At 59.8% G+C, this 25909-nt stretch carries 23 protein-coding genes, 1 other RNA gene and 2 pseudogenes; 7 read left to right on the forward strand and 19 right to left on the reverse strand.

Annotated features, from left to right (window positions below):
- From ACYZT2_RS23375 to ACYZT2_RS23385, 3 genes and pseudogenes are all read left to right on the forward strand, one after another.
- A pseudogene (locus tag ACYZT2_RS23375) lies at nt 1-201 on the forward strand (winged helix-turn-helix domain-containing protein); the annotation flags it as partial.
- Between the two features lie 12 nt (nt 202-213).
- Nucleotides 214-402, forward strand: a pseudogene (locus ACYZT2_RS23380) (ATP-binding protein); the annotation flags it as partial.
- A 350-nt stretch (nt 403-752) separates the two neighbouring features.
- Nucleotides 753-2249, forward strand: coding sequence for a sensor domain-containing diguanylate cyclase (locus tag ACYZT2_RS23385; RefSeq protein WP_461967729.1), 1497 nt, complete (start codon nt 753-755; stop codon nt 2247-2249).
- 142 nt (nt 2250-2391) lie between these two features.
- Here ACYZT2_RS23385 and lpxC read toward each other — a convergent pair whose 3' ends face one another.
- The 18 genes from lpxC to rsmI all read right to left on the reverse strand — a co-directional run bounded on the left by lpxC (nt 2392) and on the right by rsmI (nt 21878).
- The gene (lpxC, locus tag ACYZT2_RS23390; RefSeq protein WP_007939852.1) at nt 2392-3303 is read right to left on the reverse strand and encodes a UDP-3-O-acyl-N-acetylglucosamine deacetylase; all 912 of its coding nucleotides are present in this window, start codon (nt 3301-3303) and stop codon (nt 2392-2394) included.
- Between the two features lie 112 nt (nt 3304-3415).
- Nucleotides 3416-4609 carry a cell division protein FtsZ gene (gene ftsZ, locus ACYZT2_RS23395; RefSeq protein WP_007904318.1) on the reverse strand — a complete coding sequence of 398 codons (1194 nt, stop codon included), beginning with the start codon at nt 4607-4609 and terminating at the stop codon, nt 3416-3418.
- Between the two features lie 67 nt (nt 4610-4676).
- Entirely contained in the window at nt 4677-5936 is a 1260-nt protein-coding gene (gene ftsA / locus ACYZT2_RS23400; RefSeq protein ID WP_007904319.1) for a cell division protein FtsA, read from the reverse strand.
- Nucleotides 5937-5951: 15 nt separating this feature from the next.
- Complete coding sequence (locus ACYZT2_RS23405; RefSeq protein ID WP_461967733.1) at nt 5952-6818, reverse strand: cell division protein FtsQ/DivIB; 867 nt, start codon at nt 6816-6818, stop codon at nt 5952-5954.
- 4 nt (nt 6819-6822) lie between these two features.
- Nucleotides 6823-7782, reverse strand: a complete 960-nt coding sequence (locus tag ACYZT2_RS23410) for a D-alanine--D-alanine ligase (RefSeq protein WP_461967735.1) — start codon at nt 7780-7782, stop codon at nt 6823-6825.
- Nucleotides 7779-9239 (reverse strand): UDP-N-acetylmuramate--L-alanine ligase, encoded by a 1461-nt coding sequence (gene murC / locus ACYZT2_RS23415; RefSeq protein WP_461967737.1) that lies wholly within the window; start codon nt 9237-9239, stop codon nt 7779-7781. Before murC ends, ACYZT2_RS23410 begins: the two co-directional genes overlap by 4 nt.
- Nucleotides 9232-10302, reverse strand: a complete 1071-nt coding sequence (murG, locus tag ACYZT2_RS23420) for an undecaprenyldiphospho-muramoylpentapeptide beta-N-acetylglucosaminyltransferase (RefSeq protein ID WP_461967739.1) — start codon at nt 10300-10302, stop codon at nt 9232-9234. The genes murC and murG overlap by 8 nt, the downstream gene beginning before the upstream one ends.
- Entirely contained in the window at nt 10292-11509 is a 1218-nt protein-coding gene (gene ftsW / locus ACYZT2_RS23425) for a putative lipid II flippase FtsW (protein WP_253552665.1), read from the reverse strand. The genes murG and ftsW overlap by 11 nt, the downstream gene beginning before the upstream one ends.
- Entirely contained in the window at nt 11506-12852 is a 1347-nt protein-coding gene (gene murD / locus ACYZT2_RS23430; protein ID WP_461967741.1) for a UDP-N-acetylmuramoyl-L-alanine--D-glutamate ligase, read from the reverse strand. The genes ftsW and murD overlap by 4 nt, the downstream gene beginning before the upstream one ends.
- Before the next feature lie 5 nt (nt 12853-12857).
- Nucleotides 12858-13940 (reverse strand): phospho-N-acetylmuramoyl-pentapeptide-transferase, encoded by a 1083-nt coding sequence (gene mraY / locus ACYZT2_RS23435; RefSeq protein ID WP_283189080.1) that lies wholly within the window; start codon nt 13938-13940, stop codon nt 12858-12860.
- On the reverse strand, nt 13940-15307 hold the full coding sequence (locus ACYZT2_RS23440) for a UDP-N-acetylmuramoyl-tripeptide--D-alanyl-D-alanine ligase (protein ID WP_461967743.1): 1368 nt from the start codon (nt 15305-15307) through the stop codon (nt 13940-13942). Before ACYZT2_RS23440 ends, mraY begins: the two co-directional genes overlap by 1 nt.
- Nucleotides 15300-16763 carry a UDP-N-acetylmuramoyl-L-alanyl-D-glutamate--2,6-diaminopimelate ligase gene (locus ACYZT2_RS23445; RefSeq protein WP_461967745.1) on the reverse strand — a complete coding sequence of 488 codons (1464 nt, stop codon included), beginning with the start codon at nt 16761-16763 and terminating at the stop codon, nt 15300-15302. Before ACYZT2_RS23445 ends, ACYZT2_RS23440 begins: the two co-directional genes overlap by 8 nt.
- On the reverse strand, nt 16763-18502 hold the full coding sequence (locus tag ACYZT2_RS23450) for a peptidoglycan D,D-transpeptidase FtsI family protein (RefSeq protein ID WP_461973231.1): 1740 nt from the start codon (nt 18500-18502) through the stop codon (nt 16763-16765). The genes ACYZT2_RS23445 and ACYZT2_RS23450 overlap by 1 nt, the downstream gene beginning before the upstream one ends.
- A complete protein-coding gene (gene ftsL / locus ACYZT2_RS23455) occupies nt 18502-18795 on the reverse strand; it encodes a cell division protein FtsL (protein ID WP_038981628.1) in 294 nt (97 codons plus the stop codon). The genes ACYZT2_RS23450 and ftsL overlap by 1 nt, the downstream gene beginning before the upstream one ends.
- A complete protein-coding gene (rsmH, locus tag ACYZT2_RS23460) occupies nt 18792-19739 on the reverse strand; it encodes a 16S rRNA (cytosine(1402)-N(4))-methyltransferase RsmH (RefSeq protein WP_370694677.1) in 948 nt (315 codons plus the stop codon). Before rsmH ends, ftsL begins: the two co-directional genes overlap by 4 nt.
- Complete coding sequence (gene mraZ, locus ACYZT2_RS23465; RefSeq protein WP_003205355.1) at nt 19736-20191, reverse strand: division/cell wall cluster transcriptional repressor MraZ; 456 nt, start codon at nt 20189-20191, stop codon at nt 19736-19738. The genes rsmH and mraZ overlap by 4 nt, the downstream gene beginning before the upstream one ends.
- Before the next feature lie 353 nt (nt 20192-20544).
- Nucleotides 20545-20898, reverse strand: an RNA gene (gene rnpB, locus ACYZT2_RS23470) — RNase P RNA component class A.
- Between the two features lie 74 nt (nt 20899-20972).
- On the reverse strand, nt 20973-21878 hold the full coding sequence (gene rsmI, locus ACYZT2_RS23475; RefSeq protein WP_162130595.1) for a 16S rRNA (cytidine(1402)-2'-O)-methyltransferase: 906 nt from the start codon (nt 21876-21878) through the stop codon (nt 20973-20975).
- Nucleotides 21879-22054: 176 nt separating this feature from the next.
- On the opposite strand from rsmI, the gene ACYZT2_RS23480 reads away from it, so the two are divergent.
- The 4 genes from ACYZT2_RS23480 (at nt 22055) to ACYZT2_RS23495 (ending at nt 25501) form a co-directional block, all read left to right on the forward strand.
- Nucleotides 22055-23866: a penicillin-binding protein activator gene (locus ACYZT2_RS23480; protein WP_461967753.1), complete on the forward strand. Its 1812-nt coding sequence runs from the start codon at nt 22055-22057 to the stop codon at nt 23864-23866.
- A complete protein-coding gene (locus tag ACYZT2_RS23485) occupies nt 23866-24228 on the forward strand; it encodes a YraN family protein (protein WP_007904371.1) in 363 nt (120 codons plus the stop codon). The genes ACYZT2_RS23480 and ACYZT2_RS23485 overlap by 1 nt, the downstream gene beginning before the upstream one ends.
- Before the next feature lie 104 nt (nt 24229-24332).
- On the forward strand, nt 24333-24926 hold the full coding sequence (locus tag ACYZT2_RS23490; RefSeq protein ID WP_007904374.1) for a phosphoheptose isomerase: 594 nt from the start codon (nt 24333-24335) through the stop codon (nt 24924-24926).
- Complete coding sequence (locus ACYZT2_RS23495) at nt 24923-25501, forward strand: BON domain-containing protein (protein ID WP_429429536.1); 579 nt, start codon at nt 24923-24925, stop codon at nt 25499-25501. Before ACYZT2_RS23490 ends, ACYZT2_RS23495 begins: the two co-directional genes overlap by 4 nt.
- 93 nt (nt 25502-25594) lie before the next feature.
- Here the strand turns inward: ACYZT2_RS23495 and ACYZT2_RS23500 are convergent, their stop codons facing one another.
- Complete coding sequence (locus ACYZT2_RS23500; protein ID WP_461967762.1) at nt 25595-25906, reverse strand: NGG1p interacting factor NIF3; 312 nt, start codon at nt 25904-25906, stop codon at nt 25595-25597.
- Between the last annotated feature and the right edge of the window lie 3 nt (nt 25907-25909).

Below are 25909 nucleotides of genomic sequence, written 5' to 3' on the forward strand. Positions count from 1 at the left end.
ATGGCGCGGCGACGTGGGGAAATCCTCTCGAAACCGCCATCGCCGAAATGGTCTGGGACATCAATTTTCGACAGTGACGCCAACGTGGTCGAAGTCGCGATCAAGCGCCTGCGGGCCAAACTCGACGGGCCGTTCGAAGAGAAACTGCCGCACACGATTCGTGGCATGGGTTATGTGCTGGAGAGCCGTGGTGTCCAGTAATTCGATCGCGCTATTGCCGATGAGCATTTGCCGCGATTGTTCGAGCGCATCTACCGGGTCGATGCGTCGCGCAGCAACAGCGGCAACAACCATGGTCTGAGGCTGGCAATCGTCAAGGCGATTGCCCTGATGCATGGCGGGGATGTGTTTGTGCGCAGTGATCATGGGATGAACACCTTCGGCATCCATCTCCCGGTCTGATCACACAGAACCCTGTGGGAGCGGGCTTGCTCGCGAAAGCGGTATGTCAGGCAACATCAATATTGACTGTGCCGCCGTCTTCGCGAGCAAGCCCGCTCCCACAGGTTCCGCGGCTTAACAGACAGGCAGGCATTGGTACAAGCTCCCTCGCCACAAAAAAGCCAAACCACCCATACCGGGGAATTATCGACTACCCGCCGAATGTCTTCTAAGCTTTCATTAGCAAAAGGCCAGCATGTTTTGCTGGCCTTTTCTTTATCCGGCATCTATATAGGCGCTCCGGTTTCTGGGACTCTGCCCGATTCTTGTAAAGGAACTTTCATAACGCCTTATTTGCAGAAGTCAGAACCATGAGTGTGAGCCGTGCGAAATCTCAACATCCGGTCCGTTCGACACGATCGGAGCGGCTTCTGGTTCTCGGCAGTGTGCTGTTGGTGATTGCGATACTGAGCATCGTGGCGTTCCTGCTGATCCGCGAACGCGCCCATGCCGAATTGTCCGCCGCTCGCGCCGCCAACAATATCGTGCAATTGATCGATGCCGACGTGCTACGCAATGTCGAACTCTATGATGTGTCCCTGCTGGGTTTGATCGCAGCCTCCCAGCGAGAAGACCTCAAGAGCGTTTCTCCAGCCATTCGCCATCTGGCCTATTTCGACCGCGCTACTGCCGCGCCGTACAAGGGCAACATTTTGTTGCTCGACAACAAGGGCGACGTGATCGCCGACTCGGCCTCGGTTGCGCCCAGGCAGGGCAACTATGCCGATCGCGAATACTTTCAGTCTCACGTGAATAACCCGGACCCGGGCATGTTCATCAGTCCCCCCTTCAGAGCCAGGTCACCCGAACAGGATTGGCGTATCAGTTTCAGCCGGCGGGTAAACGGTTCCCAGGGTGAGTTCCTGGGCGTGGCCGAAGCCGCCATGCGGTTGAGTTACTTCGATCAGTTGTTCAACAGCTTGAGCATCGGTCGTGACAGCACGGTCAATCTGATCAGCAAGGACGGGACGCTTCTGGCTCAGCAACCACGCCTGGCCGAAGAGCTGATCGGCAAGAACTTCAGTCACCGCCCCAATTTCCAGCGCATCGTCAAAGAAGGCAACGGCAGCTTCACCAGCATGTCCGATCGATACCGTGACAAGCGCTTATATACCTTCTCCAAGGTCGGAAATTTGCCGTTGATCGTTGTCGTCGCATTGTCCAGTGATGAAGTCTTTGCGGCCTGGAAGCGAACCGCAGTGGTGGTCAGCTCTGCAACCATGGCCCTCTGCGTGAGCCTGCTATGGCTGACCTGGTTGCTCCGCCGAGAATTGCGTCGGCGCCACGGTGCCGAACAGGAACTGGCACAACTGGCCGCTACCGACTCCTTGACCGGGCTGGCTAACCGCCGAACCCTGGATCAGGCCCTGCGCCATGAATGGTTTCGCGCCCAACGTTCCGGTCTGCCACTGTCGTTGTTGATGATTGATGTCGATCACTTCAAGGCGTTCAACGATCGCCATGGCCACCAGGGCGGCGACGATGCCTTGCGCTTGGTGGCCAAAGTGATCAGCACCCATGTTCGACGGCCGGCGGACCTGGTCGCCCGTTACGGTGGCGAGGAGTTTTCGGTGATCCTGGCTGAAACCGACAGCGCCGGTGCGCAACAGATTGCCGACAATATCCGTGCGGCAGTGGAGCAGTTGCCATTGGTGGGGAGCGATGCGTCGCCGATAACTGTCAGTATCGGTATCAGCACCTGGACGACGGCAACCGACATCAGTCTGGAGCAGTTGCTGTTTGCGGCGGACAAGGCGCTGTATCAGGCCAAGGAAAGTGGGCGCAATCGGATGGTTTGCGCGGATTAAAAGCGAAGATCAAAAGATCGCAGCCTTCGGCAGCTCCTACGCGCCTGTGGGCGCTGCCGAAGGCTGCGATCTTTTGATCTTAAAATGGGAATAAAAAAAGGCCACCCGAAGGTAGCCTTTAAAAACTAGAGAGGTTTTTTGCTTACACGGCCGCAACAGGACGCATGTAAGAGATCGGTGCAGTGCTGGCGTCTTCGAAAGTCACGACTTCCCAAGCATCTGTCTGCTCAATCAACTTGCGCAGCAGCTGGTTGTTCAATGCATGTCCGGACTTGAAGCCCTTGAACTCACCAATCAGGCTATTGCCCAGCAGGTAGAGGTCACCAATTGCATCGAGGATCTTGTGCTTCACGAATTCGTCTTCATAGCGAAGGCCGTCTTCGTTCAGTACACCATCCGCGTCGACCACAATAGCGTTTTCAACGCTGCCGCCGAGTGCGAGGTTGTGCTTGCGCAGGTACTCGATATCACTCATGAAACCAAAGGTACGGGCGCGGCTGACTTCTTTTACGAACGAAGTGCTGGAAAAATCCACGCTTGCACTTTGTGTGCGGTCACGGAAAACCGGGTGATCGAAATCGATCTCGAAGCTCACTTTGAAACCTTCGAAAGGGACGAAAGTGGCGCGCTTGTCGCCGTCTTCCACTGTCACTTCCCGCAGGATCCGGATGAACTTCTTGGCGGCGTCCTGTTCTTCCAGGCCGGCCGATTGAATCAGGAATACGAAGGGTCCAGCGCTACCATCCATGATCGGGACTTCGGACGCGGAGAGCTCGACGTAGGCGTTATCGATGCCCAGGCCAGCCATGGCCGAGAGCAGGTGCTCCACCGTGTCCACCTTGACGTCACCGTTAACAAGCGTGGTCGACATAGTGGTTTCGCCAACGTTTTCCGCGCGGGCAGGAATCTGCACCACAGGGTCGAGGTCAGCACGACAAAACACAATGCCGGTGTCGACGGGCGCTGGCTTGAGGGTCAGATAGACCTTCTCCCCGGAGTGCAGGCCGACACCTGTGGCACGGATAATATTCTTCAGGGTGCGTTGTTTTATCATGGCATGGGCCGCTTCAGCGCAAATTGCGAACTGGTATCAACAAAGGCTGGCGATGATAGCAGACCAGACCTTTGCTGAACACCAATCACCCTAATACCCCTGATACATTTCATCAATCGGCCTGACGACGCAGGAAAGCCGGGATGTCCAGGTAGTCCAGGTCATCTTGCGGATTCATCTTCGCGGCAGTCGCAGCACCGGCCTGAGCCTGGTTGCGCATGACGGTCGGACGGTCCAGGTCACGGTAGTTCACCGCAGGCTGTTCTTGACGAACAGGGGCTTGTTGTTGTGGCTGGGAGGCCATCGAGGTGTGAACGGTATTGTCGATGACCTTCACAGGCTTCTCGATTTTAGCGCCTAAACCAGTGGCAACAACAGTCACGTGCAGCTCGTCGCGCATGTCTGGATCGATAACGGTACCGACCTTGACCATCGCGTGCTCGGAAGCGAAGGCTTCGATGATGCTACCCACGTCGGAGTACTCACCCAGGGACAGGTCAGGACCGGCGGTGATGTTCACCAGGATGCCGCGTGCGCCTTGCAGGTTCACGTCTTCGAGCAACGGGTTGCGAATGGCCGCTTCGGTGGCCTCACGTGCACGGTTCGGACCGCTGGCGCAGCCAGTGCCCATCATCGCCATGCCCATTTCACTCATCACGGTACGCACGTCGGCAAAGTCGACGTTGATCATGCCCGGACGCTTGATGATGTCGGAGATACCGCGAACGGCACCGGCCAGTACATCGTCGGCCTTGGCGAAAGCCGACAGCAGGCTGGCGTCTTTACCGAGGATGGTCAGCAGCTTCTCGTTGGGAATGGTGATCAACGAGTCGACACTTTCAGACAGCAGACGAATACCTTCGTCGGCGATCTGCATACGCTTGCGACCTTCGAACGGGAACGGACGGGTCACCACCGCAACGGTGAGGATCCCCATTTCCTTGGCCACTTCGGCAATGATTGGCGCAGCACCGGTACCGGTACCACCGCCCATGCCGGTAGTGATGAACACCATATTGGTGCCCTGCAGGACTTCGGCAATGCGCTCACGGTCTTCGAGAGCGGCCTGACGACCTACTTCAGGGTTGGCGCCAGCGCCCAGACCTTTGGTCACGCCGGTACCCAGTTGCAGGATGGTCCGCGCGCCGATGCTTTTCAGCGCTTGGGCATCAGTGTTGGCGCAGATGAATTCAACGCCTTCAATGTTGCTCTTGACCATGTGATTGACAGCGTTGCCGCCGCCACCGCCAACACCGATAACTTTAATTACCGGGCTTGCGGGGATGTTGTCTACGAGTTCGAACATTTTCCCTCTCCTTACATTCTCTAGTTTTTTCGCCTACTGCTGTTTGAAGCGGTGTTGCGGTAAAGCTTTAGAAATTGCCTTGTACCCAGCTCTTGAAGCGATCGAGCAAGGCGACTTTCGGTTCGTCATTGCTGTAGCTGTCGCGGCTGCCGATGCCCGAGAACGAAATCCCGTCGGACTGCTTCTGCAGGCCGTACATCAACAGGCCAACGCCGGTGGAATAAATCGGGTTGCGGACCACGTCGTCCAGGCCCTTGACGCCATGCGGCACGCCCAGGCGAACCGGCATGTGGAAGATCTCTTCGGCAAGTTCCACCGCGCCTTCCATCTTCGACGTACCGCCGGTCAGCACGATGCCGGCCGGGATCAGGTCTTCGTAGCCACTGCGACGCAGTTCGGCCTGGATCAGGGTGAACAGCTCGTCGTAACGCGGCTCGACCACTTCGGCCAGGGCCTGACGGGATAGCTCGCGCGGTGGACGGTCGCCGACGCTCGGCACCTTGATGGTTTCACCGGCACCGGCCAGTTTGGCCAGGGCGCAGGCGTAGCGAATCTTGATTTCTTCGGCGTACTGGGTCGGGGTGCGCAGCGCCATGGCGATGTCGTTGGTCACCTGATCGCCCGCAATCGGGATCACCGCGGTGTGACGGATCGCACCTTCGGTGAAGATCGCGATGTCGGTGGTGCCGCCGCCGATGTCCACCAGGCACACGCCCAGCTCTTTCTCGTCGTCGGTCAGGACCGAGTAGGCCGAGGCCAGCTGCTCGAGGATGATGTCGTCGATTTCCAGGCCGCAACGGCGCACGCATTTTTCAATGTTCTGTGCGGCGTTGACGGCGCAAGTGACCACGTGAACCTTGGCTTCCAGACGCACACCGGACATGCCCAGCGGTTCGCGAACGCCTTCCTGGTTATCGATCACGTAATCCTGCGGCAGGGTGTGCAGCACGCGCTGGTCAGCCGGGATCGCCACGGCCTGGGCAGCGTCGAGGACGCGCTCAAGGTCGGCGGAACTGACTTCGCGATCACGAATCGCCACGATGCCGTGGGAGTTCAGGCTGCGGATGTGATTGCCGGCCACGCCGACGAACGCCGAGTGGATCCGGCAACCGGCCATCAGCTGCGCTTCTTCGATCGCGCGCTGGATCGACTGGACGGTGGACTCGATGTTCACCACTACGCCTTTTTTCAGGCCGCGGGACGGATGAGTACCGATCCCGACGATTTCGAGCGTGCCGTCGTCCGAGACCTCGCCTACCAGCGCCACCACCTTGGAGGTGCCGATATCGAGACCGACGATCATTTTGCCGCTTTGCACGTTTGCCATGGGTCCTGCCTCTTCTTAATTCTTCGCGACAGCGGGTTGGGCTGTCGTGGGCGCTGCAGGTTCCCGCCAGCCAACAGCGAGGCCGTTGGCATAGCGCAGATCGATGCGCGCAATGTTCGTAATCTGCTCTTTGAGCGTCTTGTCATAGATGGCAATGAAGCGGCGCATCCTTTCCACCAGCTTGCCGCGTCCCAGCAGCAGTTCGATCCCCGGGCCCGCGCTGCCGGCGCCGGTGGTCAGGAACCAACTGCCTCGTTCACGCAATTCCAGGCGTGCAATCGAGAAGCCCAATGGCCTGAGCATCTGGCTCAGCACCTGGTATTGCTGCATCACTTGCTGCTGAGCCCGCTGCGGACCGAACAGCTGTGGCAAGTGTTCGTAATTCGCCAGCTCCCGCGGGGTGAACGCCTGTCCCTGGTTGTTCAGCAGCGACTCATCGCCCCAACGGGCCACCGGCAGTTGTTCTTCCAGGCGAATCACTACTTGATCCGGCCATACCCTGCGCACTTCGGCGTGGGCAATCCATGGCATCTGTTCAAGCTCGGTGCGCATGCCCGCCAGGTCGATGGTGAAGAAGCTCGACGCCACGTAGGGGGCAATCCGCTGCTGCACCGCTTGCTGGCTGATGTAACTCAAGTCGCCCTGCACCGCGATCTTGCTGATCGGCCGGTCGGCGTACGGCAGCAAACGCTGTGCGCCTTCATAAGTGCCGAACCCCAGCGCGACCAGCAGCACGGGCCAGAACAGACTTTTCAGAAAACCAAAGTTGGCTTTCGGCAGGCGCGCGGACATCGGCTCTTTGGCCACCATTCGGCTGGCACCCCGCGGCACCGGCTTGCGGCCGGGTGCGGAAGGCTGATGTCTAAGCTGTGCGCCTTGCATCGTCTTAACCTCTAGCTTCTTCAACACTGGCGGCCAGAATGGCCAGAACCAGTTGCTGGAAATCCAGGCCGGCGGCACGGGCCGCCATTGGCACCAGACTGTGATCGGTCATGCCCGGTGCGGTATTGACTTCCAGGAACCAGAACTGCCCATCGGCGTCCTGCATCACGTCTGCCCTGCCCCAACCGGCGATACCCAGCGCCTCACAGGCTTTGGCCGTGAGGTCCATGAGTTCTTTTTCTTTGTTGCTGTCCAGGCCACACGGAATCCGGTACTGGGTATCGGAAGCCACGTACTTGGCGTCGTAGTCGTAGAAGCTGTGAGTTGTGCCCAGGGCGATTGGAGGCAACACCTGGTCACGCAGGGTGGCGATGGTGAACTCCGGACCTTGAATCCATTGCTCGACCAACACTTGCGAGTCGTAGGTACTGGCCGCTTTCCACGCGTCGATCAATTCAGACGCGGAGGTCACTTTGGCCATCCCGATACTGGAACCTTCATGGGCCGGTTTGACGATCAAAGGGAAGCCCAGTTCCGTGGCTGCCGAAATACAATCCGCCTCAGAGCTCAGTACCGCGTGGCGTGGCGTCGGAATACCGAGGCTGTGCCAGACCTGCTTGGTGCGCAGTTTGTCCATGGCCAGTGCCGAGGCCAGAATGCCGCTGCCGGTGTACGGAATGCCCAGGCATTCGAGCAGGCCCTGCATGCTGCCGTCTTCACCACCACGACCATGGAGGATGATGAAAGCGCGATCGATTTTTTCGTTCAGCAGACGCTGCAGCAGGTCATCGCCCACATCAAGACCGAAGGCGTCCACGCCGGCGCTTTGCAATGCTTCGAGCACCGCGTTACCCGATTTCAGGGAGACTTCACGCTCGGCACTCTTGCCGCCGAACAGCACGGCGACACGGCCGAAGTCTTTCGGCGCGAGAGTGGAGACGAGGTTGGCGTAAGCAGCAGTCATTTCAACTTCCCCACGCTTGGCGCGGCAACCGCGCCAGCGAACAACGGACTGTTCAATAGTTTCGGTGCGAGACCGCCGATATCACCGGCGCCCTGGCACAGCAGAATGTCACCGGCACGCAGCAGCGGCTTGACGATTGGCGCGAGGTCGATGCCGCGCTCGATGTAGATCGGGTCGAGCTGACCGCGCTGGCGAATGCTGTTGCACAGCTTGCGGCTGTCAGCGCCCGGAATCGGCTCTTCGCCGGCCGGGTAGACTTCCATCAGCAGCAGCACGTTGGCGTCGGCCAGCACATTGACGAAATCGTCGTACAGGTCGCGGGTGCGGCTGTAACGGTGCGGCTGGTAAACCATCACCAGACGGCGCTCCGGCCAGCCACCGCGCACGGCTTTGATCACGGCCGCGACTTCGGTCGGGTGGTGACCGTAGTCATCCACCAGCATCACATTGCCGCCTTCAACCGGCAGTTCGCCGTACACCTGGAAGCGCCGGCCGACCCCCTGGAACCCGGACAGGCCCTGGACGATGGCTTCATCGCTGACGTCTTCGTCGGTGGCGATGCAAATGGTCGCCAGCGCGTTCAGCACGTTGTGGTTGCCCGGCATATTTACCGAAACATCCAGTGGCTCGCGGTCAGGGCGCAGAACAGTGAAGAAGGTCTGCATGCCCTGCTGACGCACATTGATCGCGCGCACGTCGGCGTCTTCGCCGAAGCCGTAAGTGACCGTCGGGCGTTTCACCTGCGGGAGGATTTCACGCACCACCGGATCGTCCAGGCACACCACCGCCAAACCGTAGAACGGCAGGTTGTGCAGGAACTCGACGAAGGTTTTCTTCAGCTTGTTGAAGTCACCGTCGTAGGTCGCCATGTGGTCGGCGTCGATGTTGGTGACCACGGCCACCAGCGGCTGCAAGTGCAGGAAGCTGGCATCGCTTTCGTCGGCTTCGGCGATCAGGTAACGACTGGTGCCGAGCTGGGCATTGGTGCCGGCGGCATTCAGACGACCACCGATAACAAATGTCGGGTCCAGGCCACCGGCGGCGAACACTGAAGCGATCAGGCTGGTGGTGGTGGTTTTGCCGTGGGTACCGGCGACGGCGATGCCGTGACGGTAGCGCATCAGCTCAGCCAGCATCTCGGCACGCGGCACCACCGGAATCCGGCGCTCCAGGGCAGTGGCGACTTCCGGATTGGAAGTGTTCACGGCGCTGGAGGTGACCAGCACATCGGCGTTCGCGGCGTTCTCGGCACGGTGACCGATATAGATGTGGGCACCGAAGGATTCCAGGCGCTCGGTCACCGGCGATGCTTTCAGGTCGGAACCGGACACTTCATAGCCCAGGTTCAGCAACACTTCGGCGATGCCGCACATGCCCACGCCGCCGATACCGACGAAGTGGATGCGACGGATGCGGCGCATTTCCGGGTGCGGCATGGCTTTCTTGTGTTCAACCATGGGCCACCTCCAGGCAGGTATCGACCACGTTACGAGTGGCATCGGGTTTGGCCAGGCGGCGAGCCGCGGTGGCCATGTCGTTGAGTCGTTGCGGTTGCATCAAGACCTCTGTCAGGCGAGCGGCAAGGTCCGCTGCGCCAGTCGTTCTTTGCGGCATCAGGAAGGCAGCGCCTTCACGGGCCAAATAATCAGCGTTGCGGGTCTGGTGATCGTCGATCGCGTGGGGCAAAGGCACCAGCATCGAAGGTAGACCGGCAGCCGCCAGTTCACTGATGGTCAGCGCGCCTGCGCGGCACACCACCAGGTCGGCCCAGCCATAGGCTTGGGCCATGTCTTTGATGAAAGGCTGCACTTGCGCCTCGACGCCAGCCGCGCGATAGCGCTCTGCAGTCACTTCATCATGGTTTTTACCGGCCTGATGAAACACGTCCGGGCGCAGGTCGGGAGCGACTTGCGACAGGGCTTCAGGCAGCAACTTGTTCAACGGCTCTGCGCCCAGGCTTCCGCCCAGGATCAGCAAACGCGCCTTGCGACCGGCCAGAGCAGGTCGCGGTGTCTCGAGGAACAGCTCGGTACGCACCGGGTTACCGGTGGTGCGACGGCTGTTCGACAGGGTAAAGGTGTCGGGGAACGCTTCACAGACTCGGGCGGCCAACGGCACCAGCAACCGATTGGCGGTACCGGCCACGGCGTTCTGCTCATGAACGATCACCGGCACGCCGGCCAGCCTGGCTGCAACGCCGCCGGGGCCGGTCACATAACCCCCGAAGCCGACCACACAGACTGGCCGCAGCTGACGAATGATCGCCCGCGCCTGCCAGATCGACTTGAGCAACATGAACGGTGCCTTGAGCAGGGACAATTTGCCCTTGCCGCGCAAACCGCTGGCGTGGATCCGATGCAATTCAAGACCGGCCGCGGGTACCAGATCGTTTTCGATCCCGCGCGGCGTCCCAAGCCAGTGCACGGTGTAACCGCGGGCCTGGAATTCGCGGGCACAGGCCAGTGCCGGGAACACGTGGCCCCCGGTGCCGCCCGCCATGATCAATACGTTAGCGCCCATGGTTCGGCTCCTCGGCGAAGTCGCTCTCATGGAACTCCATCTCTTCACTGCCCAAGTGGGTTCGACTCTCCCACTCGATGCGCAGCAACAAACCAAGACAGGCACAGCAGATCACCAACGAACTGCCGCCATAACTGAGGAATGGCAGGGTCAGACCTTTGGTTGGCAGCAGGCCGACGTTCACCCCGATGTTGATCAGGAACTGACCAATCCACAGGAACGACAAGCCGTACGCGATATAGGCGGCGAAAAACTGTTTGGCCTTCTCAGCCCAATAACCGATGTACATGCCACGAATACAGACAAAGACGAACAGCGCCAATGTGCACAACGAACCCACCGCACCCAGTTCTTCGGCCAGGACCGAGAACACGAAGTCAGTGTGGGCTTCCGGCAGGTAGAACTGTTTCTGCACGCTGTTGCCCAGGCCAACGCCCAGCCATTCGCCGCGACCGAAAGCGATCAAGGCTTGAGACAACTGATAGCCAGCACCGAACTGGTCGGCCCACGGGTCTGCAAAGTTGGTCAGACGCGCCATTCGATACGGCTGCATTTGAATCAACAACACCACCGCACCGACAGCCAGGACAACCATCAAGGAAAAACGGAACAACCCGACGCCGCCGAGGAACAGCATCGCCGCAGCAGCTCCCATCATCACGACGGTGGCACCGAAGTCCGGTTCCATCAGCAACAGGCCCGCCATCGGCAACAGAACGATGAACGGCTTGAAGAAGCCCATCCAGCTTTCGCGCACTTCTTTCTGGCGACGCACCAGATAACCGGCGAGGTAGATCACCACGAATACCTTGGCGATCTCGGAAGGTTGAACGTTGAAGAAACTGAAGCCGATCCAGCGCATCGAACCGTTCACTTCACGCCCGATCCCGGGGATGATCACCATTACCAGCAAACCGAAGGCACCAATCAGCATCAGCCAGCCCAGGCGTTGCCAGGTAGCGATCGGAATCATCATGCTGACGATGCAGGCAGCAAGGCCCAGCACCACGTAGATCAGGTGGCGAATCATGTAATACAGGGCACTGCCCGACTGCACCGCCGCCACTTCGGTGGATGCCGATGCAATCATCACCAGCCCAAGCCCCAGCAGCGCCAGGCAACCGGCGAGCATCGGGAAATCGAGGTCGATGCCGCGCCCGGTGATGATCGGCGACGGGTACGGCTTGATGATATTCAGGAGGCTCATGCCAAGCCCTCCACGGCGCGGACAAACTGGTGACCGCGATCTTCGTAGTTCTTGAACATGTCGAAACTGGCGCAGGCCGGCGACAGCAGCACCGCGTCGCCCGGTTCGGCGATGGCGCGGCATTGCGCGACGGCTTCGTCCAGCGAATTGACGCGAATCAGTTGTACGCCATCGCCGATGGCCTGGGCGATCAGCTCGCAATCCCGGCCCATCAGCACCACGGCACGGCAGTTGGCCGCGACCGGATCACGCAGGTCCTTGAACTCGGCCCCCTTGCCATCGCCACCGGCGATCAGCACGAGTTTGCCGTCAATGTCTGCACCCAGGCCTTCGATGGCCGCCAGTGCAGCGCCGACGTTGGTGGCTTTGGAATCGTTGTAGTAGCTCACGCCGTTCAGGTCGCGAACCCATTGGCAGCGATGCTCGAGGCCGGCGAAGGTGCGCAGGCTCGAGAGCATGGCGTCGAACGGCAGCCCCACGGCGTGGCCCAGCGCCAAGGCCGCCAGGGCGTTGGACTGGTTATGCGCGCCACGAATCTTCAACTCGCGCACCGGCATCAGGTTCTGGAATTCGAAGGCCAGGTATTTCTCGCCATCCTCTTCCCGGATACCAAATGCCTTGAAATCGGGTTTGCTCAAACCGAAGGTCCAGCACGGCTGACCTTCGCCCATCAGCGGACGGCTCAGGGCGTCTTGACGATTAACCACAAACTGCCTGGCGCCCCGGAAGATCCGGTGCTTGGCCAGGTGATAGGCCGGCAGACCGCTGTAGCGGTCCATGTGGTCTTCGCTGATGTTGAGCACGGTCGCCACTTCGGCGTTGAGTTGATCGGTGGTTTCGAGCTGGAAGCTCGACAACTCCATCACGTACAGCTCGACGTCGTCGCTGAGCAAATCCAGCGCCGGCGTGCCGAGGTTGCCGCCGACAGCAACACGTTTGCCGGCCGCTGCGGCCATCTCACCGACCAGCGTGGTAACGGTGCTTTTTGCGTTGGAACCGCTGATAGCGACAATCGGCGCCTTCGCGTTACGCGCGAACAGCTCGATGTCGCCGGACAACTTCACGCCACGGGCGGCGGCGGCCTGCAGGGCCGGGGTCGCCAGCGCCAGGCCCGGGCTCACGTAGAGCTCGTCGGCACGGCACAGGAACTCGACGTCCAGCTCGCCACAACGCACTTCCACGTGCGGATAGTCACGCTTGAGCGTGGCCAGTTCCGGTGGATTTTCCCGCGTATCGGCGACAGCAAACGACACGCCCCGGTTCGCCAGGAAGCGAACCAGGGACATGCCGCTCTTGCCGAGGCCGACAACGATACGGAAGTGGTCAGAAGCGATCAGAGACACTCGTTCTACCTCAGCTTCAGGGTGGCAAGACCGACCAGTACCAGAATCACGGTGATGATCCAGAAACGGACGATCACACGCGGCTCGGGCCAGCCCTTGAGTTCAAAGTGGTGGTGTATCGGTGCCATGCGGAACACACGGCGACCGGTCAGTTTAAAGGAGGCAACCTGAATGACGACCGACAGGGTCTCCATCACGAACACGCCGCCCATGATGAACAGGACGATTTCCTGACGGACGATCACCGCGATGGTGCCCAGGGCCGCGCCCAGCGCCAGTGCGCCGACGTCGCCCATGAACACTTGGGCCGGATAGGTGTTGAACCAGAGGAACCCCAAGCCCGCGCCGATCAAGGCGCCGCAGAACACGATCAACTCACCCGCGCCCGGTACGTAAGGAATCAGCAGGTATTCAGCGAATTTCACGTTACCCGACAGGTAGCAGAAGATCCCCAAGCCGCCGCCGACCATCACGGTAGGCATGATCGCCAGACCGTCGAGGCCATCGGTCAGGTTGACCGCGTTGCTCGAGCCAACGATCACGAAGTAAGTCAGGACGACGAAGCCTATGCCCAGCGGAATGCTGTGGTCCTTGAGCATCGGCAGAATCAGGGTGGTTTCCACCGGCGTCGCTGCGGTCATATAAAGGAAGATCGCCGCCCCCAGGCCGAACACCGATTGCCAGAAATACTTCCAGCGGCTCGGCAAGCCACGGGAGTTCTTCTCGATCACTTTGCGGTAATCGTCGACCCAGCCGATGGCGCCGAACAACAAGGTCACCAGCAGAACGGTCCAGACATAACGGTTGGACAGGTCAGCCCAAAGCAACGTGCTGACGCCGATGGACGATAGAATCAGCGCGCCACCCATGGTCGGGGTGCCGGATTTGGACAGGTGCGATTGTGGACCGTCGTTACGAACGGATTGACCGATCTGACGGTTCTGCAAAGTGCGGATCATCCACGGGCCAAAGCACAGCGACAAAACCAACGCGGTCAGCACACCGAGAATCCCGCGCAGGGTCAGGTACTGAAAGACCGCGAAGCCTTTGTAGAACTGTTGCAGATACTCCGCTAGCAGCAGCAGCATTAATGTTTCTCCAGGCTGGTCCCGCACAAAGCGGCGACGATGTTTTCCATCGCAGCGCTGCGCGAGCCCTTGATCAAAATGGTGGTGTTTGTGTCTTGCTCGGCGCCCAGGGCCTTGATCAGTTCAGCCTGAGTGGTGAAGTGATAGGCCTGCTCGCCGAAAGCGTTCACGGCGTGGGCCATCATTGGCCCGACAGCGTAAAGCGCGGAAACCTTGCCACGGGCGTACTCGCCCACATCGCGGTGCCCCTGCTCCGCCCAGTAGCCCAACTCGCCAATATCTCCGAGCACCAGAACGGTGCGGCCGGAAAAGCCGGCGAGTATATCAACGGCGGCGCACATAGAGGTGGGGTTTGCGTTGTACGTGTCATCGATCACGCGCATACCGTTAGTTGCCAGTTGCGCGACGGTGCGCCCCTTGACCGGTTGCACGGCGCCAAGACCGGTGGCGATGCCGAACAGCGACACGCCCAAGGCATGGGCTGCAGCGGCGGCAGCCATGGCATTGGCGACGTTATGGGTGCCGAGCAGGTTCAGCTGAACCCGTTCCACACCTTCAGGGCTGTGCAGGTTGAATGCCGGGCAACCGCGGGCATCGCGGTCCAGATCGCTGGCGTAGAAGTCGGCGCTGATGTTGCTCAGGGCAAACGTCAGCACTTTGCGACCGGCGGCTCGGGTTTTCCAGATTTCAAAAGCCTTGTCGTCGAGATTCAGCACGGCGACGCCATCGGCATCCAGCCCTTCAAGAATCTCACCCTTGGCTTCAACAATTTTTTCCGGCCCGCCGAACTCACCGACGTGGGCGGTCCCAGCGTTGTTGATGACAGCCACGTGGGGCTTGGTCATGGCGACGGTGTAAGCAATTTCACCGATGCGCGAAGCGCCAAGTTCGATCACCGCAGCGGTGTGCTCCGGCGCCAGTTCGAGCAAGGTCAGCGGAGCACCGAGATCATTATTCAGATTGCCACGGGTCGCCAACACCGGACCGCGTGTGCGCAGGATGCTCGCGAGCATTTCCTTGACCGTGGTCTTGCCGCTGGAACCGGTGATGGCCACAACCGGTTGAGTGAACGCCGCACGGTTCATCGCGCCCAATTGGCCGAGGGCCTGGCGGGTGTCCTTGACCAGCAGTTGCGGCAGCGCGCTGCCGGCAACTTCGCGCTCGACCAGGGCACCCACGGCGCCTTTGGCGGCGACGTCATTGAGGTAGTCATGGCCATCGAAACGCGGGCCGGCCAAAGCAATAAACAGTTGGCCGGGCGCGATCGCGCGGCTGTCGATGCTAACGCCGTCGAAGCTGGCGTCGCTGGCAAGCAGACGACCATTCAATGCGCTGGTCAGTTCGCTCAGTTTCAAGGCTTTAAGCATGGGCCACCTCCCACGCGGTCAGGGCGTGATCGGCCTCGACCAGATCGGAGAAAGCGTGGCGCTCGCCGTTGATTTCCTGATAGTCCTCATGACCTTTACCGGCCAGGACAATCACGTCATCCGCCGAAGCACTGCCGATCAATTGGGCAATCGCCTGGCCACGGCCGGCGACGAAGGCAACTTTATCCACAGCGGTGAAACCGGCGCGGATGTCGTCGAAAATCACAATCGGGTCTTCGGTGCGCGGGTTGTCATCGGTGACCAGTACGCCATCGGCCAGACGCTCGACCACTTCCGCCATCAGCGGACGCTTGCCGCGATCGCGATCACCGCCGCAACCGAACAGGCACAGCAACCGGCCTTTGGCATGAGGACGCAGGGCCATCAAGACTTTTTCCAGCGCATCCGGAGTGTGGGCGTAATCGACCACCACCAATGGCTGAGTACCGCCGCCCAGGCGCTGCATGCGACCGGCCGGGCCTTCGAGTTTCGGCAGCACTTTGAGGATTTCGTCCAGCGCGTATTCCAGCCCGAGCAAGGCGCCGACCGCGGCCAACACATTGCTCAGGTTGAAACGACCGAGCAAGGTGCTGCGCAAATGGTGCTCGCCTTGTGGCGTGACCAATGTGGCGCGCACACCTTCGTCGTCGAACTGCGCTTCGCGGCAATACAGGTAGGCGCTGGAATCTTCCAGGCTGTAAGTGATCAGTCGCGACTCGCCTTTATTGGCAGCCAGCTGCCGACCGAAATCGTCATCCAGATTGACGACCCGGCACTTCAGATCATTCCAGGCAAACAACTTGGCCTTGGTTTCGCCATAGGCCTGCATGGTGCCGTGGTAATCCAGATGATCGCGCGACAGGTTGGTCATCACCGCCACATCGAACGCCAACGCAGTCACGCGGCCCTGATCCAGGCCGTGGGAAGAGACTTCCATGGCCACGGCTTTGGCGCCGGCCTTTTTCAAGTCGGCGAGGGTCGCTTGCACCGCAATCGGGTTCGGCGTGGTGTGCAGACCGCTTTCCAGCGCGCCGTAGAAACCGGAGCCCAGAGTGCCGACGATGCCGCAGTGTTGACCGAGCAGGTCAAGCGCCTGGGCGACCAATTGGGTCACGCTGGTTTTACCGTTGGTGCCAGTCACGCCGATCAGATTCAAATGACGGCTCGGGTCGCCATAAAAGCGCCCGGCGATGTCCGACAGCTGCGCCGCCAGGCCTTTGACCGGAATCAACGGCACATCGGTAATCGGCAGCACAGTCGCGCCTTCGACTTCATAAGCCACGGCAGCAGCGCCGCGTTGCAAGGCGTCGGCGATGTGCGCACGCCCATCGAACTTGCCACCCGGAACCGCGAGAAACAGATCGCCTGCTCGTACTTTACGGCTGTCCAGCGCCAACTCGCGGATCAACAGATCACGGCCGGCGTGGGCGAAAATCTTGTTCAGGCTCAGCGACATCAGCCGCGCCCTCCATTAGCTTTCAGCGGAACGACCGGTGCGGCGTTCGCTTGTTGAGTGGCAGGCAGGTTATCCGGGGTGATGTTCATCAGGCGCAAGGTCCCGGACATCACTTTGCTGAACACCGGCGCCGATACCAGACCACCGAAGTAACCGGCCTTGGTCGGTTCATCGATCACCACCACGATTGCGTAACGTGGATCGCTCATCGGGCCGAAGCCGGCGAACAGCGAGCGGTAGGAATTCTCGGCGTAGCCTTTGGTGCCGACCGACGTTTTACGCGCGGTACCCGACTTGCCGCCCACGTGATACGCCGGCACCTGCGCACGGAATACACCGCGCGGGGCTTCGATCACTTGTTGCAGCATGGTTTGCATGGTTTTCGCGACGGCTTCAGGCAACACCTGCGTGGTTTGCGGTGCCTTGTCGGTTTTGATCAGGGTCAGCGGCGCGAGACGACCATTGTTGGCCAGGGCCGAGAAGGCGTGGACCAACTGGATCGCAGTCACGGAAATACCGTAGCCGTAGGACAGCGTCGCGGTTTCAGCCTTGCGCCATTCGCGGTAGTTCGGCAGGTTGCCGACGCGCTCGCCCGGGAAACCGAGACCGGTGTCCTGACCGAGGCCGACTTTCTGCGCCAGGCGGAAAATCGTTTCGCCGCCGATATCGAATGCGACCTTACTCATGCCGACGTTACTGGAATTGATCAGGATACCGGTCAGATCGAGCACCGGGCCTTCACTCTTGGATACGTCCTTGATGGTGTACTTGCCAATCTGCAAGGTGCCTGGATAAACCTCGACGGTATCGGTCGGCTTCCAGCGCCCGGTTTCAATCGCGGCGCTCATGGAAATCGCTTTCATGGTGGAACCCGGCTCGAACACGTCGATCATCGCGCGGTTACGCATCATCGCCGGCTGCAGGTTGCGACGGTTGTTCGGGTTGTAGGTCGGCTGGTTGACCATGGCGAGGATCTCGCCGGTCTTCACGTCCATGATCACCAGGCTGCCAGCCTTGGCGCCGTTCTCGATGATCGCGTTGCGCAGTTCACGGTTGGCCAGGTATTGCAGACGCAGGTCAATGGACAACGCCAAGGGCTTGCCGGCCTTGGCGTTTTTGGTGACCTGGACATCTTTGATCAGCCGGCCGCGCCGGTCCTTGATCACTTGTCGCTTGCCGGGGACGCCGGCCAGCCATTCGTCGTAGGCCAACTCGACGCCTTCGCGTCCGTGGTCATCGATGTCGGTAAAGCCGACCATGTGGGCGGTGACTTCGCCGGCCGGATAGAAACGCCGGAACTCTTCGATGCCGTAAACGCCCGGCACTTTCAGATCGAGCACAGCCTGGCCTTGCTCGGGGGTCAGCCCGCGCACCAGATAAATGAATTCTTTGTTGGCCTGGGCTTCGAGACGTTCGGCCAGGGCTTTCGGGTCCTGCCCCAGGGCAGCCGCCAGTGCCGGCCACTTCTCTTTGGCCGTTTGCATTTCCTTGGCATTGGCCCACAGGGTGGTGACCGGGGTACTCACGGCCAACGGCTCGCCGTTACGGTCGGTGATCAGACCACGGTGAGCCGGAATTGGAATATGACGAACACTGCGCGCATCGCCCTGACCTTTAAGGAAGGCACGGTCGACCACTTGCAAATCGATGATGCGCCAGGCAATCGCCGCCACCATGATGCCGAGCAAACCCAGCACCAGACGGAACCGCCATGGGAAGAGCGCGCCTTCGAGTTTCATCATGGCGCCACCATCTGCACTTCAGCGGCGCCGGGAATGCGCATCTTCAGTTGCTCGGTGGCCAGGACTTCGATTCGGCTATGGGCGGTCCAGGTGCTCTGCTCGAGAATCAACCGGCCCCACTCCGCCTGCGCCTTGTCACGCACGCTCAATTCGCCGTACAGCGAATTCAACAACTGACGGTTCCAGTGCGCGCTATAGGACACACCGATGGCCGACACAAGCACGCCGACAAACAACAGCAGCATGAAAAAGCTTCCGCCGGGAAGTGGCTTGGCGAAAAGCTTGCTCACCGCAGCTTCTCCGCGACACGCATGATGGCGCTACGGGAACGTGGGTTGGCTTTGAGTTCGGCCTCGGAGGCGGACTGCGCTTTGCCATGGATTTTGATTTTCGGTTCGAAAGCGACGTGACGGACCGGCAGGTTGCGCGGCAGGTTGTCGGCTTCGCCTTTTACCAGTTTGCGCATGAACAGTTTGACGATGCGGTCTTCCAGCGAGTGGAAGCTGATGACGACCAGACGGCCGCCCACTTCCAGGCATTCCAGCGCAGCTTCGAGGCCGGTTTCCAGATCGCCCAGTTCGTTGTTGACGTGAATACGCAGGCCCTGGAATGCACGGGTGGCCGGGTTCTTGCCCTTTTCCCATGCCGGGTTGGCGACTTTCAGCACTTCAGCCAGATCGCCAGTGCGCTCGAATGGCTTGATGTCGCGACGCTCGGCCACGGCACGCGCCATGCGACCGGAGAAACGCTCTTCGCCGTATTGCTTGAACACCCGGGCGATTTCTTCCACCGGCGCGGTGTTGACGAACTCGGCGGCGCTGATCCCGCGGGACGGGTCCATGCGCATGTCCAACGGACCGTCGTTGAGGAAACTGAAACCGCGCTCCGGGTCGTCGAGCTGCGGCGAAGACACGCCGAGGTCGAGCAGAACACCGCTGACCTTGCCGGCCAGACCGCGTTCGGCGACTTCCGAACCGAGCTCGGCAAAGCTGCGCTGCACAACGACAAAGCGGCCGTCTTCGGCCGCTAGCGTTTGCCCGGTGGCAATCGCTTGAGGATCTTTGTCGAATCCGAGCAACCGGCCATCAGGCCCGAGCTGGCTGAGGATCAACCGACTGTGTCCGCCACGTCCGAACGTACCGTCCAGATAGCAGCCATCAGGACGTACGGCGAGAGCCTCGACGGCTTCGTCAAGCAGTACGGTGATGTGGTTAAAGCCGCTATCAATAGTCACAGGATTAAATCACGCAGTTCATCAGGCATGGCGCCCGGTTGTTGAATAGCAGCCAGGTCAGCGGCAGAAACCGCATTCCAGGCATCCTCGTCCCACAATTGGAACTTGTTCAGTTGGCCTACCAACATTGCGCGCTTATCCAACTTGGCATATTCGCGAAGACGCGGCGGAACCAGAAAACGACCACTGCCATCGAGCTCGAGGTCGACGGCATTACCAATCAGTAAACGTTGCAGGCGGCGGTTCTCTTCGCGAAGAGAAGGCAGTGCGCGCAGTTTGGTTTCGATAATTTCCCACTCATCGAGGGGATAAACACACAAACACGGATCAACGGCATCGATGGTGACGATTAATTGGCCGGAACTACGCGAAACCAGCTCGTCACGGTACCGGCTCGGCATTGCGAGACGGCCCTTTGCATCGAGACTGATAGCGTTAGCTCCGCGAAACACGTCAGCGTTTCTCCAAATATTAGCGTTTTACGTTCAAAAAACCCACTTCATGCCACTTTCCGCCACTTGCGCACACTATAGGAATGCGCCCACCACACCGTCAAGGCGCGGATTAAAGGAAAAGCCTTACAGAACGGAGATTTAGGAGCGTAAAAGGAGGGTTAACGGGAATCTGACGGATGAATTCGCTCAATAACTTGAATCAGCACAGAAGGCTGCGTTCAGAAGTTAAAGTAGTTTGTTAAGAGTAAGATTTTTTCGGTATTACAAAAGCGCTTCTGCTATTGATTCAGCAGGGAGGGGAATTGCCATTACGCACTCCCTGCCAAAGATTCGGCAGAGAGGAAAAAAAGGTGGAGAGTCGATCTGTAAGCCGGGTTCTGTCTTGAACAGTCATTCGTCTACGATGGCCATCACTGGACATCTTTAGCAACCTACCCGGTCCCAGCGCGGGCCACGCCTTGGGACCCTATTTGGTCTTGCTCCAAGTGGGGTTTACCTAGCCACGAACTGTTGCCAGACGTGCGGTGCGCTCTTACCGCACCTTTTCACCCTTACCGGCGCCGAAGCGCTTAGGCGGTTATTTTCTGTGGCACTTTCCGTAGGCTCACGCCTCCCAGGCATTACCTGGCACTTCGCCCTATGGAGCCCGGACTTTCCTCCCCCCCCTAATTTTCATAGAGGGCAGCGACTGTCCGATCGACTCTCCGCCGCGAAGGTTAACGGCAGAGCGGCCGAAGAACAAGCGCTAAAAGCCTCTGGCCGGCGCTGCACGTCGGTTTTACTCGCCCTTCTGTTTATCCAGCGCGACCTGATAGAGCACATTCTTGCGCTCGCCGGTAATTTGCGCGGCCAATGCCGCCGCACGCTTGAGCGGCATCTCTTCGAGTAACAAGTTGAGAATACGCATGGCTTCACTGCTGACAGCGTCTTCGGTCTCGGGGGCAGTCCAGCCCGCCACCAGCACCACACACTCGCCACGCTGTTGATTGCTGTCCGATTCGACGAACTCGCGCAACTCGGCCAGCGGCAAGCCTTTAAGGGTTTCAAAGGTCTTGGTCAGTTCTCGCGCCAGCAACGCCGGACGTTCGGCACCGAATACCAGCTCCATGTCTTGCAGGCATTCCAGGATGCGGTGCGGTGCTTCGTAGAAAATCAGCGTGCGCGGCTCTTCTTTTACCAGTTCCAGACGAGCACGTCGGCCGACAGCCTTGGCCGGCAAAAAACCTTCGAAGATGAAACGGTCGGACGGCAACCCCGCCGCCGACAATGCCGCAATCAAGGCACACGCCCCCGGAACCGGCACCACATTGATTCCCGCGGCACGAGCCTGACGTACCAGGTGATAACCCGGATCGGAAATCAACGGTGTGCCGGCGTCGGAAATCAACGCCACATCGTCGCCCGCCAGCAAACGCGTGATAAAGCGGTTACCCTCCTCCCGCTCGTTGTGTTCATGACAGGCCGCCAGCGGCGTAGGAATACCGAAATGCTGCATCAATCGCTGGGAATGGCGAGTATCTTCGGCCGCGATCAAGGCGACCTCACGCAGGATCTTCAGCGCACGCGCACTGATATCGTCCAGGTTGCCGATGGGCGTCGCCACCACATAAAGCGAGCCAGCAGCGGAATTCAAAGCACCTGGAGCAGTCAAAGCGCACACCTCATGATCGGTAAAAGGCGACATTGTAGCGCGTAGCGGCGCTTGCGATACGCCTCACCCTCCCCGGGTTTTCCAGCCTTTTGTGCAGTGCCGCAACATTTGCACGAGCTAAATTGATCGATTCACGCCAGTAACATCGCGCCCCGGCCAGTGCTTGGGTACAATTCCACGCTAATTTGATCGAGTATCAGGAACACTACATGATCGCTTGCCTGCGGCTGTTCACTGCCCTCTGCCTCGCTGCCTTGCTGGCGGCCTGCGCCAGCTCGCCCTCTTCCAGCCTTGGCGAACTTCCACGGACCCCGGACGCCAGTATCGAGCAACTGCTCGAACAGGCCGCTCAAAGTAAAACGCCGGAAAAAGCCGCCCTTTTGCGCTTGAGCGCGGCAGACCTGGCTTATCGTCAGGGTAATGCCGGCCAGTCCGCGCAAATCTTGCAACAGGTGCCGATGGAACAACTCAAGCCAGGCCAACAAGTCTTTGCCAGTACCCTGGCGGCTGAACTGGCCATGGTCCGCAATCAGCCCAAAGCGGCGCTGACTGCCCTGAGCCATCCGAGCCTGCAACGCTTGGGCGAACTGCCCGTCGAGCAGCAGGTTCGCACCGGCACCGTTCATGCCCGGGCCCTTGAGGCTGACGGCCAGACCTTGGCCGCCGCACGGGAGCGCATCTTTATTGCGCCGATGCTTGAAGGTGAAGCAGCCAGCAAAAACCACGAAGCGATCTGGACCCTGATCGCTTCGCTGCCGACCGATCAATTGCAGCCGACCACCGACGATGACCTCGGCGGCTGGATCCGTCTGGCGCTGGCGGTGAAAACGGCCGGCACCCTGGAACAGCAGCAAGCTGCGATCGACAGCTGGCGCGAACAGAATCCAAAGCATCCGGCTGCCACCCAGCTGCCGTTGCCCCTGACCAAACTCAAGGAACTGGCCAGCCAGCCCCTGAGCAAGATCGCCCTGCTGCTGCCCCAGGACGGCCCGCTGGGTTCGGTTGGCAAAGCACTGCGCGAAGGCTTCATGGCCGCTCACTACCAGGCGCAACAAGCCGGGCAGAAACCGCCAGCCATCGAGTTCTATGACAGCTCGCGACTGACCTCCCTCGACGAGTTCTATCGCAAGGCCCAGGCCGATGGCGTGCAACTGGTCATCGGCCCACTGGAGAAGCCGCTGGTCAAACAGCTCAGCACTCGCCCGCAATTGCCGATCACTACCCTGGCGCTGAACTACAGCGAAGGCGAACAAGGTCCGGCCCAACTGTTCCAGTTTGGTCTTGCCGCTGAAGACGAAGCCCGCGAAGTGTCCCGTCGTGCGCGCGCCGATGGCCTGCACCGCGCCGCGATCATGGTGCCGAAAGGCGAATGGGGCGACCGCGTACTCAGGGCGTTCAGCCAGGATTGGCAAGCCAACGGTGGCAGCATCGTCGCCACCGAACGCGTCGACCAACCAGTGCAGCTGGCCCAGCAAATTGCCGACATGTTCCAGCTGCGCCAGAGCGAAGGCCGCGCCAAGAGCCTGCAAAGCACCGTTGGCTCGCAGGTTGCCGCACAACCTTCGCGTCGTCAGGACATCGAGTTCATCTTCCTGGCCGCAACGCCGCAACAGGCTCAACAGATCAAACCGACCCTGAACTTCCAGTACGCGGGTGACGTGCCGGTTTACGCTACCTCCCACGTATTCAGCGCCAGCGGCGACCAGAACCAGTACAACGACATGAACGGTATTCGCTTCTGCGAAACCCCATGGCTGCTGGATGCCAACGACCCGCTGCGTAAACAAGTCACTGCACAATGGCCGCAAGCCGGCGGCAGCCTGGGCCGTCTGTACGCGATGGGCGTTGACGCCTATCGTCTGGCACCGCGCCTGGGCCAACTCAAGGCCTTGCCGGACAGCCGCATCCAGGGTCAATCGGGCAGCCTGGGCATGACTCAGAATCAACGGGTCGAGCGTCAGTTGCCGTGGGCAGAGTTCACCAACGGTCAGATTCAACGCCTGCCGGACACCTCGCGCTGATGCCTGACAGGTCACGCCAGCAAAGCGGCAAAGATGCCGAGCGTCATGCGCTCGAGCATCTTCAACAACAAGGTCTGCGCCTGCTGGCGCAGAACTGGTTGTGTAAACGCGGCGAGCTTGATCTGGTCATGCTTGATGGCGATACAGTAGTATTCGTCGAAGTCCGTTATAGAAAAAACACCCAATGGGGTGGCGCGCTCGATAGCATCGATGGGCGCAAACGGCAGAAACTGATTTTTGCCGCGCAGTATTTTCTTCAGCGCGAGTCGCGTTGGGCCAATTCCCCCTGCCGCTTCGACGTGGTTGCCATCGACAGCAACCTTGATCAGTTGAACTGGTTGCAGAATGCCTTCGACAGCTGATCGCTTGCGTCCCGAACCGGACACCTTCACCCAACACTTTTGCTCTTTGCTTTGCGGGCTGCACATTCATGTGCCGAGTAGCCGCGCTAATTAAGGTCACACAGATGGACATGCAATCGCGAATTCGCCAGCTTTTTCAGGCCAGTATCGACACCAAGCAACAGGCGATGGACGTACTTGCACCGCACATCGAGCAAGCCAGCCAGGTCATGGTCAACGCCCTGCTCAACGAGGGCAAAATGCTGTCCTGCGGCAACGGCGGTTCCGCCGGTGACGCACAGCACTTCTCGTCCGAGCTGCTCAACCGCTTCGAACGCGAGCGCCCGAGCCTGCCCGCCATCGCGCTGACCACCGACAGTTCGACGATCACCTCGATCGCCAACGATTACAGCTACAACGAAATCTTCTCCAAACAGATTCGCGCCCTCGGCCAGCCGGGTGATGTTTTGCTGGCGATTTCCACCAGCGGCAACTCGGCAAACATAATTCAAGCGATCCAGGCCGCACATGATCGCGAAATGATTGTCGTAGCATTGACCGGTCGTGATGGCGGCGGCATGGCGTCACTGCTATTGCCTGAGGACGTCGAGATTCGCGTACCGGCCAACGTCACCGCACGTATTCAGGAAGTCCACCTGCTGGCGATCCATTGCCTCTGCGATTTGATCGACAGCCAACTGTTCGGGAGTGAAGAATGACCCCTAATCGCCTAGGCCTTCTGGCCTTGACCCTGTGCCTTGGCATCAGCGGCTGCACCTCGGTGGTTAACGCCAGCCGTGAAGCACCGATCGATGATGACCGTGGCACCCGCACCTTCGGCAGTAAAATCGACGACTCCCTGATCGAAACCAAGGCAGGTGTAAACATCGCCAAGGCCGATCCGGACCTGGACAACAACTCGCACATCGTCGTCACCAGCTTCAACGGCGTAGTGCTGCTCGCCGGGCAAACCCCTCGCGCCGACCTCAAGGCCAAGGCCGAACAGGTTGCCGCCGCCGTTCAGCGGGTCAAGAAGGTGCACAACGAACTGCAAGTGCTGCAACCATCCTCGCTGCTGGCGCGTCAGAACGACACCTGGCTGACCACCAAGATCAAGACCCAGATGCTCACCGACGCCTCCATCCCGGGCTCGCGCATCAAAGTTGTGACCGAAAACGGTATCGTCTACTTGCTGGGTCTGCTGACCAAGCAGGAAGCGGCCCAGGCAACCAATCTGGTGCAAGGCGTTTCCGGCGTGCAGAAGATCGTGAAGTTGTTTGAGTACATCGACTGATCGGCTTGTTGCAGATGGCGCCTATGCCAGGCGCACATAAAAAAACCCGCTGAATCACTTCAGCGGGTTTTTTCATTTCAGCGGCCAGGAAGATCAAAAATCTTCCAACCGCCATACCTCATAAGCCGGCGTCTCATAGGGATGACTCTCTTTCAGAGCCACCACCACCGCCCGAATCAACTCATCGCTGACCACAAGCTCAACCTTCCATTCCTCAACCTGCTCGACCTGCCCCGCTTCACCAATAAACGGCTGACTGCCATCCAGCGGACGAAACTGACCCAACCCGAACACCTGCCACGCGCAGTGATCATAAGCCCCGATCCGCCCGCCACCGGCGGCGAACACAGCACTCTTGACCACTTCGACATGACTGGCCGGAACAAAAAAGGCAAGCTTATACATAGC

Source organism: Pseudomonas sp. MDT1-85 (genome assembly GCF_054898065.1).

What these genes read in the sequence shown, in the direction of transcription:
- ACYZT2_RS23385 (WP_461967729.1), top strand. Translation starts at nt 753, where the DNA reads ATGAGTGTGAGCCGTGCGAAATCTCAACATCCGGTCCGTTCGACACGA.
- lpxC (WP_007939852.1), bottom strand. Translation starts at nt 3,303, where the DNA reads ATGATAAAACAACGCACCCTGAAGAATATTATCCGTGCCACAGGTGTC.
- ftsZ (WP_007904318.1), bottom strand. Translation starts at nt 4,609, where the DNA reads ATGTTCGAACTCGTAGACAACATCCCCGCAAGCCCGGTAATTAAAGTT.
- ftsA (WP_007904319.1), bottom strand. Translation starts at nt 5,936, where the DNA reads ATGGCAAACGTGCAAAGCGGCAAAATGATCGTCGGTCTCGATATCGGC.
- ACYZT2_RS23405 (WP_461967733.1), bottom strand. Translation starts at nt 6,818, where the DNA reads ATGCAAGGCGCACAGCTTAGACATCAGCCTTCCGCACCCGGCCGCAAG.
- ACYZT2_RS23410 (WP_461967735.1), bottom strand. Translation starts at nt 7,782, where the DNA reads ATGACTGCTGCTTACGCCAACCTCGTCTCCACTCTCGCGCCGAAAGAC.
- murC (WP_461967737.1), bottom strand. Translation starts at nt 9,239, where the DNA reads ATGGTTGAACACAAGAAAGCCATGCCGCACCCGGAAATGCGCCGCATC.
- murG (WP_461967739.1), bottom strand. Translation starts at nt 10,302, where the DNA reads ATGGGCGCTAACGTATTGATCATGGCGGGCGGCACCGGGGGCCACGTG.
- ftsW (WP_253552665.1), bottom strand. Translation starts at nt 11,509, where the DNA reads ATGAGCCTCCTGAATATCATCAAGCCGTACCCGTCGCCGATCATCACC.
- mraY (WP_283189080.1), bottom strand. Translation starts at nt 13,940, where the DNA reads ATGCTGCTGCTGCTAGCGGAGTATCTGCAACAGTTCTACAAAGGCTTC.
- ACYZT2_RS23440 (WP_461967743.1), bottom strand. Translation starts at nt 15,307, where the DNA reads ATGCTTAAAGCCTTGAAACTGAGCGAACTGACCAGCGCATTGAATGGT.
- ACYZT2_RS23445 (WP_461967745.1), bottom strand. Translation starts at nt 16,763, where the DNA reads ATGTCGCTGAGCCTGAACAAGATTTTCGCCCACGCCGGCCGTGATCTG.
- ACYZT2_RS23450 (WP_461973231.1), bottom strand. Translation starts at nt 18,502, where the DNA reads ATGAAACTCGAAGGCGCGCTCTTCCCATGGCGGTTCCGTCTGGTGCTG.
- rsmI (WP_162130595.1), bottom strand. Translation starts at nt 21,878, where the DNA reads ATGTCGCCTTTTACCGATCATGAGGTGTGCGCTTTGACTGCTCCAGGT.
- ACYZT2_RS23480 (WP_461967753.1), top strand. Translation starts at nt 22,055, where the DNA reads ATGATCGCTTGCCTGCGGCTGTTCACTGCCCTCTGCCTCGCTGCCTTG.
- ACYZT2_RS23485 (WP_007904371.1), top strand. Translation starts at nt 23,866, where the DNA reads ATGCCTGACAGGTCACGCCAGCAAAGCGGCAAAGATGCCGAGCGTCAT.
- ACYZT2_RS23490 (WP_007904374.1), top strand. Translation starts at nt 24,333, where the DNA reads ATGGACATGCAATCGCGAATTCGCCAGCTTTTTCAGGCCAGTATCGAC.
- ACYZT2_RS23495 (WP_429429536.1), top strand. Translation starts at nt 24,923, where the DNA reads ATGACCCCTAATCGCCTAGGCCTTCTGGCCTTGACCCTGTGCCTTGGC.
- ACYZT2_RS23500 (WP_461967762.1), bottom strand. Translation starts at nt 25,906, where the DNA reads ATGTATAAGCTTGCCTTTTTTGTTCCGGCCAGTCATGTCGAAGTGGTC.